General features: G+C 57.0%; 14 protein-coding genes and 3 pseudogenes. 11 read left to right on the top strand and 6 right to left on the bottom strand.

Annotated features, from left to right (window positions below; all coding sequences use genetic code 11):
- Nucleotides 1-88 precede the first annotated feature (88 nt).
- Both LVY75_34385 and LVY75_34390 read left to right on the top strand, forming a co-directional pair.
- Nucleotides 89-1,321, top strand: coding sequence for a cyclopropane-fatty-acyl-phospholipid synthase family protein (locus LVY75_34385; GenBank protein XAZ25894.1), 1,233 nt, complete (start codon nucleotides 89-91; stop codon nucleotides 1,319-1,321).
- A 24-nt stretch (nucleotides 1,322-1,345) separates the two neighbouring features.
- Nucleotides 1,346-1,717 (top strand): DUF2147 domain-containing protein, encoded by a 372-nt coding sequence (locus LVY75_34390; GenBank protein ID XAZ25895.1) that lies wholly within the window; start codon nucleotides 1,346-1,348, stop codon nucleotides 1,715-1,717.
- A 576-nt stretch (nucleotides 1,718-2,293) separates the two neighbouring features.
- On the opposite strand, the gene LVY75_34395 is transcribed toward LVY75_34390, so the two are convergent.
- Nucleotides 2,294-2,857 (bottom strand): hypothetical protein, encoded by a 564-nt coding sequence (locus LVY75_34395; GenBank protein ID XAZ25896.1) that lies wholly within the window; start codon nucleotides 2,855-2,857, stop codon nucleotides 2,294-2,296.
- Between the two features lie 81 nt (nucleotides 2,858-2,938).
- Nucleotides 2,939-3,385 carry a transposase gene (locus LVY75_34400; protein XAZ25897.1) on the bottom strand — a complete coding sequence of 149 codons (447 nt, stop codon included), beginning with the start codon at nucleotides 3,383-3,385 and terminating at the stop codon, nucleotides 2,939-2,941.
- A gap of 1,760 nt (nucleotides 3,386-5,145) precedes the next feature.
- Between LVY75_34400 and LVY75_34405 the strand changes: the two genes are divergently transcribed.
- Together LVY75_34405 and LVY75_34410 are read left to right on the top strand one after the other, a co-directional pair.
- On the top strand, nucleotides 5,146-5,445 hold the full coding sequence (locus tag LVY75_34405) for a hypothetical protein (GenBank protein XAZ25898.1): 300 nt from the start codon (nucleotides 5,146-5,148) through the stop codon (nucleotides 5,443-5,445).
- Between the two features lie 215 nt (nucleotides 5,446-5,660).
- Nucleotides 5,661-6,101 carry a response regulator gene (locus tag LVY75_34410; protein XAZ25899.1) on the top strand — a complete coding sequence of 147 codons (441 nt, stop codon included), beginning with the start codon at nucleotides 5,661-5,663 and terminating at the stop codon, nucleotides 6,099-6,101.
- 208 nt (nucleotides 6,102-6,309) lie between these two features.
- Here LVY75_34410 and LVY75_34415 read toward each other — a convergent pair.
- The 4 genes and pseudogenes from LVY75_34415 to LVY75_34430 form a co-directional block, all read right to left on the bottom strand.
- Nucleotides 6,310-6,489 (bottom strand): annotated as a pseudogene (locus LVY75_34415) (transposase).
- A 218-nt stretch (nucleotides 6,490-6,707) separates the two neighbouring features.
- Nucleotides 6,708-6,860 (bottom strand): annotated as a pseudogene (locus tag LVY75_34420) (DfrB family trimethoprim-resistant dihydrofolate reductase).
- A 497-nt stretch (nucleotides 6,861-7,357) separates the two neighbouring features.
- Nucleotides 7,358-7,531: a DUF982 domain-containing protein gene (locus LVY75_34425; GenBank protein ID XAZ26378.1), complete on the bottom strand. Its 174-nt coding sequence runs from the start codon at nucleotides 7,529-7,531 to the stop codon at nucleotides 7,358-7,360.
- A gap of 171 nt (nucleotides 7,532-7,702) precedes the next feature.
- Entirely contained in the window at nucleotides 7,703-7,948 is a 246-nt protein-coding gene (locus LVY75_34430) for a DUF982 domain-containing protein (protein ID XAZ25900.1), read from the bottom strand.
- Nucleotides 7,949-8,064: 116 nt separating this feature from the next.
- Between LVY75_34430 and LVY75_34435 the strand changes: the two genes are divergently transcribed.
- The 7 genes and pseudogenes from LVY75_34435 (at nucleotide 8,065) to LVY75_34465 (ending at nucleotide 13,397) form a co-directional block, all read left to right on the top strand.
- Entirely contained in the window at nucleotides 8,065-8,202 is a 138-nt protein-coding gene (locus tag LVY75_34435) for a hypothetical protein (GenBank protein XAZ25901.1), read from the top strand.
- A gap of 328 nt (nucleotides 8,203-8,530) precedes the next feature.
- Nucleotides 8,531-8,905, top strand: coding sequence for a YdaU family protein (locus LVY75_34440; protein ID XAZ25902.1), 375 nt, complete (start codon nucleotides 8,531-8,533; stop codon nucleotides 8,903-8,905).
- A 526-nt stretch (nucleotides 8,906-9,431) separates the two neighbouring features.
- Nucleotides 9,432-9,848 carry a phage terminase large subunit gene (locus LVY75_34445; protein XAZ25903.1) on the top strand — a complete coding sequence of 139 codons (417 nt, stop codon included), beginning with the start codon at nucleotides 9,432-9,434 and terminating at the stop codon, nucleotides 9,846-9,848.
- 28 nt (nucleotides 9,849-9,876) lie between these two features.
- Nucleotides 9,877-10,389 (top strand): NUDIX hydrolase, encoded by a 513-nt coding sequence (locus LVY75_34450; GenBank protein ID XAZ25904.1) that lies wholly within the window; start codon nucleotides 9,877-9,879, stop codon nucleotides 10,387-10,389.
- 91 nt (nucleotides 10,390-10,480) lie between these two features.
- Nucleotides 10,481-11,670 (top strand): IS3 family transposase gene (locus tag LVY75_34455; GenBank protein XAZ25905.1). Its coding sequence is split into 2 segments (ribosomal slippage): nucleotides 10,481-10,730 and nucleotides 10,730-11,670, totalling 1,191 coding nucleotides; the frame shifts between segments, so codons are not numbered across the junction.
- 831 nt (nucleotides 11,671-12,501) lie between these two features.
- Complete coding sequence (locus LVY75_34460) at nucleotides 12,502-13,035, top strand: hypothetical protein (protein XAZ25906.1); 534 nt, start codon at nucleotides 12,502-12,504, stop codon at nucleotides 13,033-13,035.
- A pseudogene (locus LVY75_34465) lies at nucleotides 13,028-13,397 on the top strand (hypothetical protein). The gene LVY75_34460 and the pseudogene LVY75_34465 overlap by 8 nt, the downstream one beginning before the upstream one ends.
- Nucleotides 13,398-13,481: the final 84 nt, after the last annotated feature.

A 13,481-nucleotide genomic window follows, 5' to 3' on the forward strand; every position in this document is an offset into this window, starting at 1 on the left:
TCCGGCCGCCGCCGCCTGCCGATCACGCGTCGCTCGTTCCTGCGCCCAACGCCCGACAACTCATGCTTGAGCGAAAGGATGGCAAGCCATGAGCCAGCCTGACGATTCCCTTGGCGTTCCACTCGCTCCTTCCGGCAACACACAGAAGCTTGGCCCTGGCGGCCGTCTCGTAACGCGGCTTATTTCGGAGATGAATTTTGGCCGGCTGCGGATCGTGCTTCCCAATGGCACCGTCATCGAAAAAGTCGGACCTGAACCGGGGCCGGATGCGATGCTCGTCATGCGGCGATGGCGGATGTTGTATCATCTTCTCACGGCCGGCGATATCGGCTTTGCGGCGGGTTACCTTGACGAGGACTGGACGACGCCGGACCTGACCGCCTTGATCCGCCTGGCGGCGAGGAACAGCGACGCGCTTTCGCCCGCGATCGACGGCAACATCCTGATGCGGCTATTCAATCGGATCGGCCATCGGTTCAACGCCAACACGCGCAGGGGAAGTCGCCGCAATATCGAAGCGCATTACGATCTCGGCAACGACTTCTATCGGGAGTGGCTCGACAGCACGATGCTTTATTCCTCGGCGATTTTCGACGACACGACGCCCACACTGGAAGCCGCCCAGCAGATGCGGCTTTCGCGCATCCGCGAGAAACTTGCTCTTCGAGGCGGTGAACGCGTTCTCGAGATCGGCTGCGGGTGGGGTGCCCTTGCCGCTGATCTCGCCACGCATTCTAACGCGCAGGTGGTCGGTTTGACGCTGTCGCCCTCGCAACTTCGGTGGGCACAAGAGGTAGCAGTGGCGAGCGGCAAGGGCCAGCAAATCGATCTGCGGCTGCAGGACTACCGCGACACGGACGGACAGTTCGATCGCATCGTGTCGATTGAGATGTTCGAGGCAGTGGGGCAAGCCTATTGGCCGAGCTACTTCGAGACCCTTCGTCGATGCATGGCGCCGCAGGGCCGTGCGGTTCTGCAGATCATTTCCATCGAGGACAAGCGTTTCAGAAGCTATCGCAGCAGCATCGACTTTATCCAGAAATACATATTCCCAGGGGGATTCCTGCCGTCCGAGGCAGCGCTCGTCGCTGCTATCACCTCGTCCGGGCTCAAGCTACAAGAGGTCGACCACTTCGGGAAGTCGTATGCGAGAACGCTGCGGGAGTGGCGCAAGCGGTTTCATGCCCGATGGCCCGCCATCGCGACCCTTGGCTTCGACGAGCGCTTCAAGCGGTTGTGGCACTATTACCTCTGTTACTGCGAGGCCGGTTTTGAAGAGAGCAGTATCAATGTTGGGCTTTATACCATCAAGCATTCATAGGTCCCGCAACCAAGGAGAGCAAAGATGACACCAATGATGCCGGCGGCCATGGTTATCAATCTTTGTTTGTACGGCATGGCGAATGCCGCCGATATCGAAGGTCGGTGGGCGCGAGGCGACGGGAATGCCAGCGTAAGGATTGCGCCGTGTGGCTCCGACATCTGCGCAATCAACACCTGGATAAAACCGGGGACGCCCAAGGAAAAACAGGGCGATAAGCTGGTCATGACCATCAAGAAGGGCACGAGCGGGGTCTATTCCGGCACAGCGTTTGATCCACAGCGTGACCTAACCTACAGCCTGACGGTAACGGTTGATGGAGACAAGATGGTCACGAAGGGATGCATCATTGCCGGCCTCCTGTGCAAGGGCGTCGAATGGGCGCGGATTAAGTGAGGATTAAAAGCTCATGCCCACTTCGAAGCCCGGTCGGGCAGGGCGGGATCGCACAGTTTTGAGGTTAGGGTGTCGAAGGTTGGCAAACACCCGCCGCGCGATCCCGCCTGCACAACTCGAGAAACGCATAATTGTTCCTACCTGCTGCCTGAGCCAGGGCATGCGTCTTCTCTGCGGACATTAACCACATAGAAACGTTGATTCATCGAGGCGCATTTATTGCGGGAACTTTACCCCGCCGCCGGGCTTCATACGCGGGCCGTGCAGCCGGGGGACTGAAGCCCTGACCCCACTAAAGTCGGCTGTACGGTCCACCGTATCTGATGATCCGGACTAGTAGGGGAACCCGTGTCCGGGATATGCAATGCATAGCCTGATTCTCTCAAAGTCTCTCGCCCAGTTTCAAGCGCGAAGCGATCTCGCGCATCTCGCACATGCTAGCGGCCGCGCGGCCTGCTCTTGCCGCGAGCGCTTTGAACCGCAGCCTCTCTAAGAGCTCAAGCTCCCCGATGAAGATGGCCACCTGCCGGCTGCCAGCTGGGTCGTGAACGACTTGTTGGGCCAAAGGGCCGCCGTTTAAATCCGGAGAGAACGCTCGATCTGTCCGGCATCGAACCGCTTCAGCCTCAATCTCAGCGCGGTATTTTCCTGACGAAACTTGACGATCATCAGCCGCTTCAACCGGCGGTTCTCCTCCTCGAGCGCGTTAAGATCGTCCTCGCCCTTATCGCGGGCAAAGACTTCGAGGCGTGCATCGACTACGCGCGCCGGGATAGAGGCGCGCTTGACAGGCTCGGAAGAATGAGCAGGCTTAATGGCGATTGGCGGATTGTCATGCGCCGCAGACTTATCGATGGCCGGAAGCTCATGCTCCAGGCCCTGCAGGGCTAGATTGTGCTCGGTCAGGATCGTTGCGATCGGAACACGAGGCTCCATCGAGGACGTACCCGCTAAGACGGGAACCACAGCATTGGCAATAGGTTCCGCGTCCGCCCGGTCGACATCAGGCAAAACGCCATCAGTCTCAATCTGCAGCGCAACGGCCCGCAGATCGAGATTGCCCCAGATGGATGGAGATCGAGCTTGGGCCTGCCGCCGGTTCTTGTATTCGACGACGAAGTTGCGCTGTGTTGTTCTCATCGTTCCTCAGCTTCACATCAATTGATCGAGTGCAGTGCCCACTGCCTCGTTGAGGAAGTCATCTCAGACATGAAGCCTTGCCTAATTCATACCTAGCCGCTTGCGCAGCGAGGTATTTTCGGCGCGAAGTTTTTCGGCGAGCAACTTACGCAGCCTGCGATTTTCTTCCTCAAGCTGGGCAAATTCAGCGAGTTCATCGTCAAAGGTGGCAGTGCCCGCGGACGCTCCGGCAGGCGCTACAGCAAGGGCTTTCTTCCACGTGTAGTAGGTCTGGTCTGATATCGCGACAGCCTTCACGGCATCCTTCAATGTTTCGCCATCGGCAATGGCAGCTTCAACTTGATTGATTTTCTCGCGCTTCTCGTCGTCACTCAATCCGCGCGCCTTGGGTTTTGCCGTCCTTTGACTGGTCGTGTCAGCCTTTGCCGCCGTTGGTTTCCTAGACCTTGACCTCTTGACGCGAGCGGACTCCGCTTCAGTCTTTGTTATGGTGTTATCAGACGGTGGAAGGAGTTCTTCGTCGGCCATCGATGATCCTCATGTTGTTGCACGCGTTTTCGACCAGGTTGGGGCTGGAGTCAACGTCGCGGCATCGAAAACCCCGATGAGCATGCCTCCACCGTCGAATTGCGGCAGACAGATCGCCAGCGGATACCTGCGGGATCTGACTGCAAAGGCGCAGCGAGGGGAATATTCACTTTGTCAGACGCTCTTCGCTCAGCTCAGGGGCAACTCCGTGCCATCGGGCAGGCCAGTTGGCGAGTCATACACGCGGAAGTTGCCGAATGCAGCCATAGCCATCTGTTTTTAATACCTAAAAGCTCAGAAAATTAGAAAGTTTCCGGCTGGCAACTTTCTGCGACCGGGTGGCTACACGGGACTACGCTCGCGTATCGCTCTTTCACACCGATGAGATAGGAGATAGCTCGGAAGTCCATGGGAGGTGACAGCAGAACGTCGTTCTTCCCGCGAACCGACTTGGTGGATGTATAACGTATCGCGTCCAAACCGGCGCTCTTAGCGCAGTGTGCGACGAACCGCGACAAGACCTATTCGGGTCTCAGCCAACCTCGATCGATGCCAGGCGCGGTGCAACCCTCTATTCGAAGAAGTTGGGAAGGTCGCAACGCTTGAAGATAGGTCGTAGTGAAAGCTCGACCGAAGAGGATTTGATCTTCGGATTGCAGAACAACTGCGAATTATATTGGATGCCCGTTGTGGAAAAGTTTCATAGCGTGCTGCACAAGCTCAGAGGTCCGAGACGGTATTCGGCGTTTACGGGCCAGGAGACGGCTACGTTCTTCTCACTGCCTTGGTACGTATCAGTGAGCTCAGCATTCCCGTTGTCGGGAGAGAGGCAGAACTTCTCCGATTGCGGGACTTTGTAAATGACGAGCGGCCGCTTCTGGCCCAGCTTCTGGGTGGCGATGCAGGCTCGGGCGAAAGTCGCCTCGCAATGAAGCTCATGAATTCTCTCGAGGGTTAATGGCGTCGCGGTTTTGTTGAGAAAAAAGATCTTGCCGGTCTGGAAGGTGAGTTGGCCCTGGCAAGTAACAGCTCTTTATTGCGCTCTGTTATCATCGGGGACTCGTTTGGTCACAGTGATGCCCAACTAGAGGCCATGCTTGGTCTGTGCGCGGTCGCTACTGCTGCACGTTGCGAAATCAATGGACCCCACGACTCGAATGTAATCTGCAAGCCGCTGATACCTGATGTCGAAGATGATATTGCAGTAATCATGGTCGTAGAAGACATCGTGGCGTAAGCAAGCTTCCGCTTTTTTCGCCGTCGTCAACGGTGACGAAGCCATAGTTGCCATGGAGGAGCGCCCCGATCGCTTCGACGCTGTGGTAACTGACACACGGATGCCGGAAAGGCGGATGGTTGGGATGTTGCTCGGCGAGCCAGAGAGCTGCAGCGGCGCTGCCAATAAGCTACATGACTGGAGACAGCGCGGTGCAATGGACGGCTCCACGGCGTGCCCAGAAGGGTTCTGCTTCACAAGCCACTTGTTGCTGCACAGCTCGTCACAGCATTGACTAATCTTCTTAACGAAGCCGACACGGCTGGCATTGGGAAGTAGGCCGCTGAAATTACATACAAAGATCAGCCTCAGACGCCCTACGACATATGATGAGCGTGATGGGGTGCCCGCAAGGCTGGGCAAGCTTCGACGAATCTATTTGCTATCGTCCGCTATCGAGCGCAGGTTGAAATCCTCGGCAGCCATAGAACGGGCGCTGCCGATTGAGGCCCTTAAGCTTCGCCCCAACCGGAAGGAGGACAACATGTCTTCCGAAATCAACACCGCCAATCTGAAAAGCAAAGACCTGAAGATGCTTCAGGAAGTTCTCGTCAGTTGCGGCTATAAGGGCAAAATATCGGCGAACGCGGGGCGAGAGTTCATCGTTGCAGCCACGCTGATAATTAGGCTTTTCCACCAGGGTCTGAGAGAGCCGGTCCAACTTGCTAACGCTCTGCGCAGAAACTTCCGTAGCTCGCAGAAGGGGGCGGAGGTCATAAACTTTTCGGGTCCACATCGAGTCGTCTTCCCGGAGAGGACGCCGCCGGGGCGTCGCGTTCACTGACAAAACGCCTCAATTCAATGCGACAGGCAGCTCTGAGCGCTGAACCGACCAACCTTCCACATACGCTTGGCTGCCATCCCCTCACAATCTGCGAGGGAGTTGGGGATAGACAGATCAAAACGAGGCGCTATGTTCTTTTCATCGCTAGCAAACGAGCTCGTAGGCGCTGGCGGCTGAGGGCTAAGAGCTCCCGCCTGCCAATGCAGGGGGGCCTCATGGCCAAAGACCCGACTGCCCCATCTCAGAAGATCATCGGCGCAGGCCGCGATAGCCTGCTCGTGCTTATCGCTGAAGACGAGGCCCTCATAAAAATCAATCTCGAAGAGGTCGTGACGGAAGCCGGCTTTGAAAACCTCGCAATCTCGAATGCCGATGAAGCTATACGTGCTTTGGAGAAAGACTCGGCGCGCTTTTGCGCGGTGATAACCGACATAAGGATGCCAGGAAAAACGGATGGTTGGGATTTGGCTCGGCGCGCTCGGGAATTGCAGCCGCACATGCCAGTGATTTATATCACTGGGGACAGCGCTAAGGACTGGTCAGCTCAAGGCGTTCCTAACAGCGTGTTGCTTCAGAAGCCTTTTGTTCACGCGCAGCTCATTACAGCGCTGACAACGCTTCTTAACGAGGCGGGCACGACCGGGATTGACCCGTAGTTGGCTCGCACCAGTGATTTTGATCAACTCACGCCATCTCGACATTTCCTGTGAGAGCGGCAGGGTCCCGGCGTACGTTCCGTCGACATTATCCGCACCCGCCATCGCCGCAATGCAATGACTTTTTTTATTTTCCGCCGTGAGTGCGCACGCTAAAATACCAGTCCGCCAGACAGCTGATGGAGGGAACAAATGAGCCAGGAGAGAGGCGATAGCCGTTACGCTGAGCAAGTCGAAAATCGTTCTTTTCGCCGTAGGCCGCACCCGTCTTCGCGCCGACCTCCAGCTCCATCAGCTTCTCGGCCGCAAAGCCAATCATCTCGCGCAGCAAATCCGCATCAGCGCTCTTCTCAACAAGCGAGCGGAGGTCCATCATGTCATTGGTCATCGGTGGTCTTTCCAAAAGGTTGTGCTTGAACAACCCAACCCTACCGGAAAAAGCCGATGACCACCGCTATCGACCTACACCACCTCTCGGGACATCATCCTGGACCCCTGAAAAATGCGCCGATCATGACGCGAGTTACTGGAAGCCGCCATGAAGTCGTTCGTCGCGGGATGCCGAGCTGATTGCTGTCCATTGCCGCTGCCCTCTATTGCGATGGTAAGGGTTGCTTCAGGGTATATTTGAACCGGGCCTGGTTCTCGCTCACTTTCGATTGCATAGCCGATCGGCGTCAGCTCGGTGCTGTAGAAGCCGACGACGCGACCCTGCCAGGAGGATCCCTTCGCTTTCTGGACGCAGTCACCCAACGAAAACTTGCCTCTCACCACATGATGAACCGCGGGAACATTCGGGCCGCGAGATTGTTGTATACTGGGGTTCACTATTCCTGTGTGGGCCTAGCCAGACGATTTCCTCGTCGTTTTCGAACGGCACATGGGTTCGGCAGAGGTGGCCATCGGCGTCTCGGCATTCCGCCTGCCAGCCGGCCTCACGGATATCGGCGCTCGTTTGTAGATTGACCGAGTTAGAGTTTTTCATCACCGCTTAGCCTCCACAATGATCTTAATTGCGGCTGCCGTGTCGCCGGACAAGCGCCAGAGCCGATCGGCAAGGGTGACCTCCCGAGATGATCGCCTGGCTCGACCGCCGCCTCCGCCATGACCTGCCAAGACGACATGGCAAGGGCTCAAACAAGCCCCCAGACCACGAGATCGAAACCAGGGAATACGACATCGCCCGTTTTTTAGGAGATCAAGGCGACGTATGTGAAGGCATTGGCGAAGAGGAAGCAGGCGGCATGACCGGCTCTTTATCCGCGAGCAGCGGCCAACTCGACTGCCTTCCTTGCGTCTTCAGACCTGATTCGACCCTCAATGACGTCTCGGCAGGCATTCCATGCGCGCTTCCATTTCGGAGTGTCTTGGTTGGGCTCGTGAATGAGCCAGTTGATTGCCTCCTCAGGAGAGCCGACTACAATGCGCATGCGGCTGTCTCCCAGGACCAGGGGAATGTTCCAGCGGTGTACCATCATGGCTGCTCTCCAACTGTTTGGGCCTCAAAGAACGTTAATTCCCCGCTGCCTCGCATCGTTCCAGATCAAGTGAGTAATAATCATTTTGCTGGGAGCGCGGCATCAATCGACGCTCAAGCTCGATCAACGTCTGAGAATGCCGGCTTCTTCAGCCGCGCGGATGAAGGCGAGCTGTGCTTTTTCTCTGGCGACCTTCCCGTCCATAGAGGCGAGACAGGCTCGCCGAGCAGCGGAAAAGGATTTGCCCCCCTTGATTGGCCAAGAGGTCATCAGGCACGCCATTGCATCACGCGTGCTGGTGACGCTCCGGAAATGATCGGAGTTGTCGATCATCAGTTCGATTGGCTTGTCCCACAGATCGTCGCTCATGTTGTCACCTCAGGAGGAGGATCCCCCCGGGAATGAAATACGCAGCCTGCCCAGTCGTTCCGGCTATCGGACCAAGGTCCCTGGTGCGTATGCGACTAAAGGCCGGATGTGCGGCGATGACCTTCCTCGAAGCCTTCACCAAGTACGGGCCTGACGTCGAGCGTATCGGCGAAGCCCTCGGCATCACCCCACAAGAAGCGGACCGCCTCATCAACGATCTCATGGATCGCCGGTACCAGAAGCGCGCAGTATAGCCTGAAGCCGGCATGAAGGAGAGCCAGATCCATAAGGCTGTCGTTGCCAACCGGCGCGCTCTTGCTATGCCTGGAACGTTCATCGGCACGATTCCGGAGATGGGAGCAATGGGCCAACACGGTCTTACAAAGAGCCTCCCGGACCTGATCATCATCGGCCCGAAGCTCCACGGCTATCTCGAATTGAAAACAGAGACCGGGAAGCTCAACGGCCCGCAGCGGACTTCAAAGCCCTCTGTGAGGCTCACGGCATTCCGTTCTACGTCACCTATGGCAGGGACCAGCCTATCAGGCTGCTCGAGGACCTTGGAATCGTCAGGAGCGCAGCATGAGCAACCGCGCCTGGATGCCGCTCCATATCGGCGACTATCTTACAGACACCGGCCATCTCACTGCGACCGAGCACGGCGCCTATCTGCTGCTGATCATGCACTATTGGCAGAACGGGTGCCTGCCGAAGAACGAGCGCATCATCGCCCGCATTGCCAAGCTTCGCCCGAGCAGTGGGAGGAGAGCCGCGACATGCTCGCCATGTTGTTCGGCCCAGGCTGGACCCACACGCGCATCGATGCCGAGCTGTCGAAGGCGGACGAGATCACTCGCCGACTACCTGAAGGACGCTCCGGACGATCTGGCTGTGCATTGGGGCCTCCAGAAGCGAAAAACACCACAGAATTCGCGATCGGTAGTGTTGCCAAGGTAAACCTTGCAAGGCTTTTAGTGACTGGTGTGGTGATTTGTGCAGAGCGGTCACCGAATCAGCCGCCTCCGGGCGGCTTTTCAGTTTCAGGCGTCGATCTTCGCGGCGGGCTTCTTCCGCTTCCGTGGTGCTATTGCCTTGATAGCAGTCCTGCTGCTCGCTAACTCAGCATCCCTCGCAAGACGCAACTCGCGAAGGCGAGCAGTCTTCTCGTCGCGGGCGGCGTTTCGAGCTGAAGTAAGTGCTTGAGATTCCTTGGTGGTGATCTCGGCTTTGTCTTGCAGGGATTTCTGGGTCATCGCCTTTAAGTAGCGCGCTAACGTCGAAATAGAAGACCGACGCGCGCCTCAATTTCCTAGATCAGTCGGCTCCCCGTTGAAACAATACGGTCTGGCGAAGCACATTCTGATGGCCAAACGGATGGCTCGTGACCAGCGATAACCCTGCGGCCCGCCATTCATGTCGGAGTAGAGCAGCCCGGTAGCTCGCTTGGCTCATAACCAAGAGGCCGCGCGGTCGGGCCTTGTCGTTGGGGCCCATCGACAGTTCTGCTAATTTTACGTTACGGCCTTCGGTCGACTTTTGGGAGCAGGTTTTTCTCGGGCAGGCAGACATCGCGGTTCTCCACGGTCGACGTTCAAGCTCAAAGACCAGAGACACGGCCTGCCAGTTCGTGCGCCTTGTCGACCACATCGGCGTCAGGATGCGCGTTCTCTGCATCCGCCGCTTCCAGCACCGCATTCAGGATTCGGTCTATACCGAGCTGAAGTGGGCTATCGCTCACCTCGGACTTGAGGCGGCATACGACGTCCAGAAGACTACGATCATCCACCGGCGGACCGGCGCGGAGTTCATCGTCTACGGCATCGAGCGAAACCTTGGCCGTCCCGCTTACTGCGTTGGCGACGCCGAAGCGCGGTCGATCCTTCAAAAATACTCGTGTTGACCTATCATCTGTCTGACGAGGTGAGTCGATGGGACGTTCAATACATTTGTCCGAAATGGCTGAGAGGACCGTCGAGATCCTGCAGGGGCGGACGATCGACCAATGCGGTGCGATTTGCTTCCGGATCAACGATATTGGGGCAGTTGAAGTGCTGCTGATCACCAGCCGAGACACCGGCAGGTGGGTAATTCCAAAAGGAAATATCGAAAAGAACGAGCCCTTGTACAAATGCGCTCGACGCGAGGCATTGGAGGAAGCCGGCGTCATTGGATGCGTAGGGAAGAAATCCATCGGTTATTTTTCCTACCTGAAGGACTCGTCTAAGCCTCCTTTTTTCGTCAGCGTTTTCGCACTCCAGGTCGAAAATGCGGCCGACGAATTCAAAGAAGCGGGTATCCGAAAACTCGTCTGGGTTTCGCCCTCAGAAGCGGCGGCTTTGGTCGACGAGCCAGAACTAAAGGGAATCTTCAGATTGATCTCTAGTGAGTTCGCACCAAAGGCTTTTCGAAAGGCGATTGGGAGGCGTTTCCTCTCGAAATAGGGCTGATTATAACCGTCCTATCATCGGTGACCTTGCCCCGTTGAAATAATCCATTTTGAAGTAAGCTCTGGCCCATTGAGAGGACCAGGGAATGAAGCGCAAGCGTTTTACAGACGAACAGATCATCGGCATTCTGAAGGAGCACGAGGCGGGCACGCCAGTCGCGGAGCTTTGCCGCAAGCACGGCGTCAGCGATGCCAGTATTTATAAGTGGAAAGCCAAGTTCGGCGGCATGGACGTGTCCGAGGCCAAGCGGTTGAAGACCCTGGAGGACGAGAACACGAAGCTGAAGCGGCTCCTGGCGGATGCCATGCTCGACAATGCTGCTTTGAAAGACCTTTTGGGAAAGAAGTGGTGACGCCCGCAGCAAAGCGGAACGCTGTCAAGCATCTGATGAGCCACCATCAGATGAGTGAACGGCGGGCGTGTAAAGCCATCGGCGTTTGCCGGATGACGATCCGTTATGAAACGAGCCGCAGCGACGATCATGACCTTCGCGAGCGAATGAAGGCGTTGGCGCATGGACGTCGCCGCTTCGGATATCGACGCATTCACGTGCTGCTCAGGCGCGAGGGCCACATTGTGAACCACAAGAGGCTCTTCCGGCTCTATCGGGAAGAGAAGCTGACGGTGCGCAAGCGCGGCGGTCGCAAGCGAGCGATTGGCACGCGAGCACCGATGCTTGTCCCGATGGCAGCCAATGATCGTTGGTCGCTGGACTTCGTATCGGATCAACTCACCGACGGTCGCAGGTTCCGGGTGCTGACGGTCGTCGACGATTGCACCAGGGAATGCCTGGCACTCGTCGCCGATACATCACTTTCCGGTCTGCGGGTTGCACGCGAGCTTGACCGGATCATCGAGGGGCGTGGCAAGCCAAAGATGATCGTCAGCGACAATGGCAGCGAGTTCACCAGCAATGCGATCCTGAATTGGACGGATCGGACCAAGGTGGAATGGCACTACATCGCGCCGGGCAAGCCGATCCAGAACGCCTTCATCGAAAGCTTCAATGGGCGGCTGCGAGACGAGTTCTTGAATGAAACTCTCTTCTCGTCACTGACCCAAGCTCGATCAGCGCTTTCAAACTGGCGCAGCGATTACAACGATCACCGACCGCATTCCGGCCTCGGCTGGATGACACCTGCCGAGTTCGCTCAGACAATCAACCCGCGACGTGATGCGGTGCTGCGCAGCCGAAATGGCTCCGCACCGCAACCCGCCGCTACCGCCCCGAATACAGCAACCCAAAACCGTTGGAGCGAACTCAAAACTGGATAAAACTTGGGGGCAAGGTCAATGAGACCGTCGCTATCGAACAAAAGCCGAGATCCATTTCAGCCGGTCCATAGCGTAGCATTTTCTCTGATAGCGTCGGCTCAAGAGCGCGTTGTTATCTTCACTGATATATCCGGCGTTCCATGCCTTCTCATCAATCGCCATCTGGATCACTAACTTACTGTCGGCTTCTTCGGCAGTTCGTCTGGCAAACTTCAGATCTTTTTTATTGTAACAAATTGTCGATAGTTGGCAGATGCCTTCAGTCTTCCATTGTGGTATTCTTTAAGTAGCAGGCGATTGGGGAATGCAATCATGACTTGGCAAGCCGATGTCAGGATGCTCGATTTTCGGATCAAGGAACATTCGAATTGCCTAAAAGAGCTGCGTGTAAAGCGGGCAATGATGGCTAGATTGGGAACTTGGGCACTCGATCAAGAGATTGATCGGCACGAGAGATGGCGTTCAATCCAGGAACGGCTGCGGAATATGTTGGTCAAGGAGCACGCAAGTGAAAAGGGTGCCTCCCGATAAACGAAAGAGACCCTTTTCGTGCTGAGTTCGCGTCATCAGCGGGGCAGAAATTAGCGGACACACGACGGTGAGCAATCGGACCAAAGTCTGACGCGAGCTTTTGACATTAAACATTTTGGGACGCCTAGCAGCTGGCGAAAAAAAGCCCCGCTTAGGGCGGGGCTAGAAGTGCGGACTGGAAAAAGTGAGGAGCGCATCCCCACGGCCTCATGAACGCAAAGTTCAAGGAAAAGTTCCCCGGCTTTGTTGGCAGACATGCAATGGCACTGACCGCGGCGCAGGTGGCGGCCCTCGTAGCTAATGGCGTTGCCTCCTGTCCACAACCGAACGGATAATACAATATGGCTGGATACGGCGACAGCGGCTTCACCGCCTGGTTGCAGACAACGGTTACACGCTGCCGAGCGGCGCTCCGGCTGTTGCTGTGACCGTGGCAGCAACTATATCGATGCGGTCTATGGCGCTCGCTTCCTTGGCTCGGTCGTTGGCGCCGCACAGGAGCGCCAGTGGCCGCGCGAAAGTGAGATCGTCAACGGCAAGGTTCTGCAGTCGAATGCCGTTCCAGGTGCGGTCGTGAACGCTTCGTATGAGGCGGCACATCAGAAGGCGGTTGCAGCGGGTTCGCTGTCTGTCGTTGGCTCTGCCTCCTCGGCAGTCAAGCGGGAGAAGGTCGGTCAGGTCGAGGTAGAATATCAGTCCGTCGAATCCGATGTCACCGCCGCCGGCATCACGCCACTGATCTCGATCGTCGACGGCATGGTCGCACCTTACCTACGCTGCGAGGATCTGGTCTATTCCGGCATCATGTCGACCGGCGGTTCTCGCTGTGGCTGATCCGCTCTACACCCGACTGCAAGCGACAGCGCAGCGCCTGATCACGAAATACGGGGAAGCAGGCAGCATCCGCCGCATCGCGCCGCCTGATCCGGTGACCGGTGGCGATGGCACACCGACGGATTATCCATGTCGGCTGTTCCCGGCCACCTATGACCGCCGTTACGTGGGGGCACGAACATCGTGGCTTCGGACGCGCAGCTTTACATAGGCTCGATCGGAATAGGCGTCTCGCCCAAGGTCGGAAATGTGGCGATTGGCGCCGACGGCACGGAATATCACATCGTGCATGACGACCGAACAACTCTGACGGCATGACCAACGTCGTCTTCATCTGCCAAGGAAGGACTGTATCCCCATGACCAACGTCGTGCTCACCAAGAAGTACAAGGGCCGGGAAGCCGGCGCGATCTCCAGGACCTCCCCGAAGGCGAGGCGACCGCGCT

The organism is Sinorhizobium sp. B11, from assembly GCA_039725955.1.
Lineage (GTDB): Bacteria > Pseudomonadota > Alphaproteobacteria > Rhizobiales > Rhizobiaceae > Rhizobium.

Bases quoted from the DNA above. Each gene is read 5' to 3' on its own strand.
- LVY75_34405 (XAZ25898.1), top strand. From the start codon at position 5,146: ATGTCTTCCGAAATCAACACCGCCAATCTGAAAAGCAAAGACCTGAAG.
- LVY75_34395 (XAZ25896.1), bottom strand. From the start codon at position 2,857: ATGAGAACAACACAGCGCAACTTCGTCGTCGAATACAAGAACCGGCGG.
- LVY75_34440 (XAZ25902.1), top strand. From the start codon at position 8,531: ATGAGCAACCGCGCCTGGATGCCGCTCCATATCGGCGACTATCTTACA.
- LVY75_34425 (XAZ26378.1), bottom strand. From the start codon at position 7,531: ATGCGCATTGTAGTCGGCTCTCCTGAGGAGGCAATCAACTGGCTCATT.
- LVY75_34385 (XAZ25894.1), top strand. From the start codon at position 89: ATGAGCCAGCCTGACGATTCCCTTGGCGTTCCACTCGCTCCTTCCGGC.
- LVY75_34390 (XAZ25895.1), top strand. From the start codon at position 1,346: ATGACACCAATGATGCCGGCGGCCATGGTTATCAATCTTTGTTTGTAC.
- LVY75_34400 (XAZ25897.1), bottom strand. From the start codon at position 3,385: ATGGCCGACGAAGAACTCCTTCCACCGTCTGATAACACCATAACAAAG.
- LVY75_34435 (XAZ25901.1), top strand. From the start codon at position 8,065: ATGACCTTCCTCGAAGCCTTCACCAAGTACGGGCCTGACGTCGAGCGT.
- LVY75_34450 (XAZ25904.1), top strand. From the start codon at position 9,877: ATGGGACGTTCAATACATTTGTCCGAAATGGCTGAGAGGACCGTCGAG.
- LVY75_34460 (XAZ25906.1), top strand. From the start codon at position 12,502: ATGGCGTTGCCTCCTGTCCACAACCGAACGGATAATACAATATGGCTG.
- LVY75_34410 (XAZ25899.1), top strand. From the start codon at position 5,661: ATGGCCAAAGACCCGACTGCCCCATCTCAGAAGATCATCGGCGCAGGC.
- LVY75_34430 (XAZ25900.1), bottom strand. From the start codon at position 7,948: ATGAGCGACGATCTGTGGGACAAGCCAATCGAACTGATGATCGACAAC.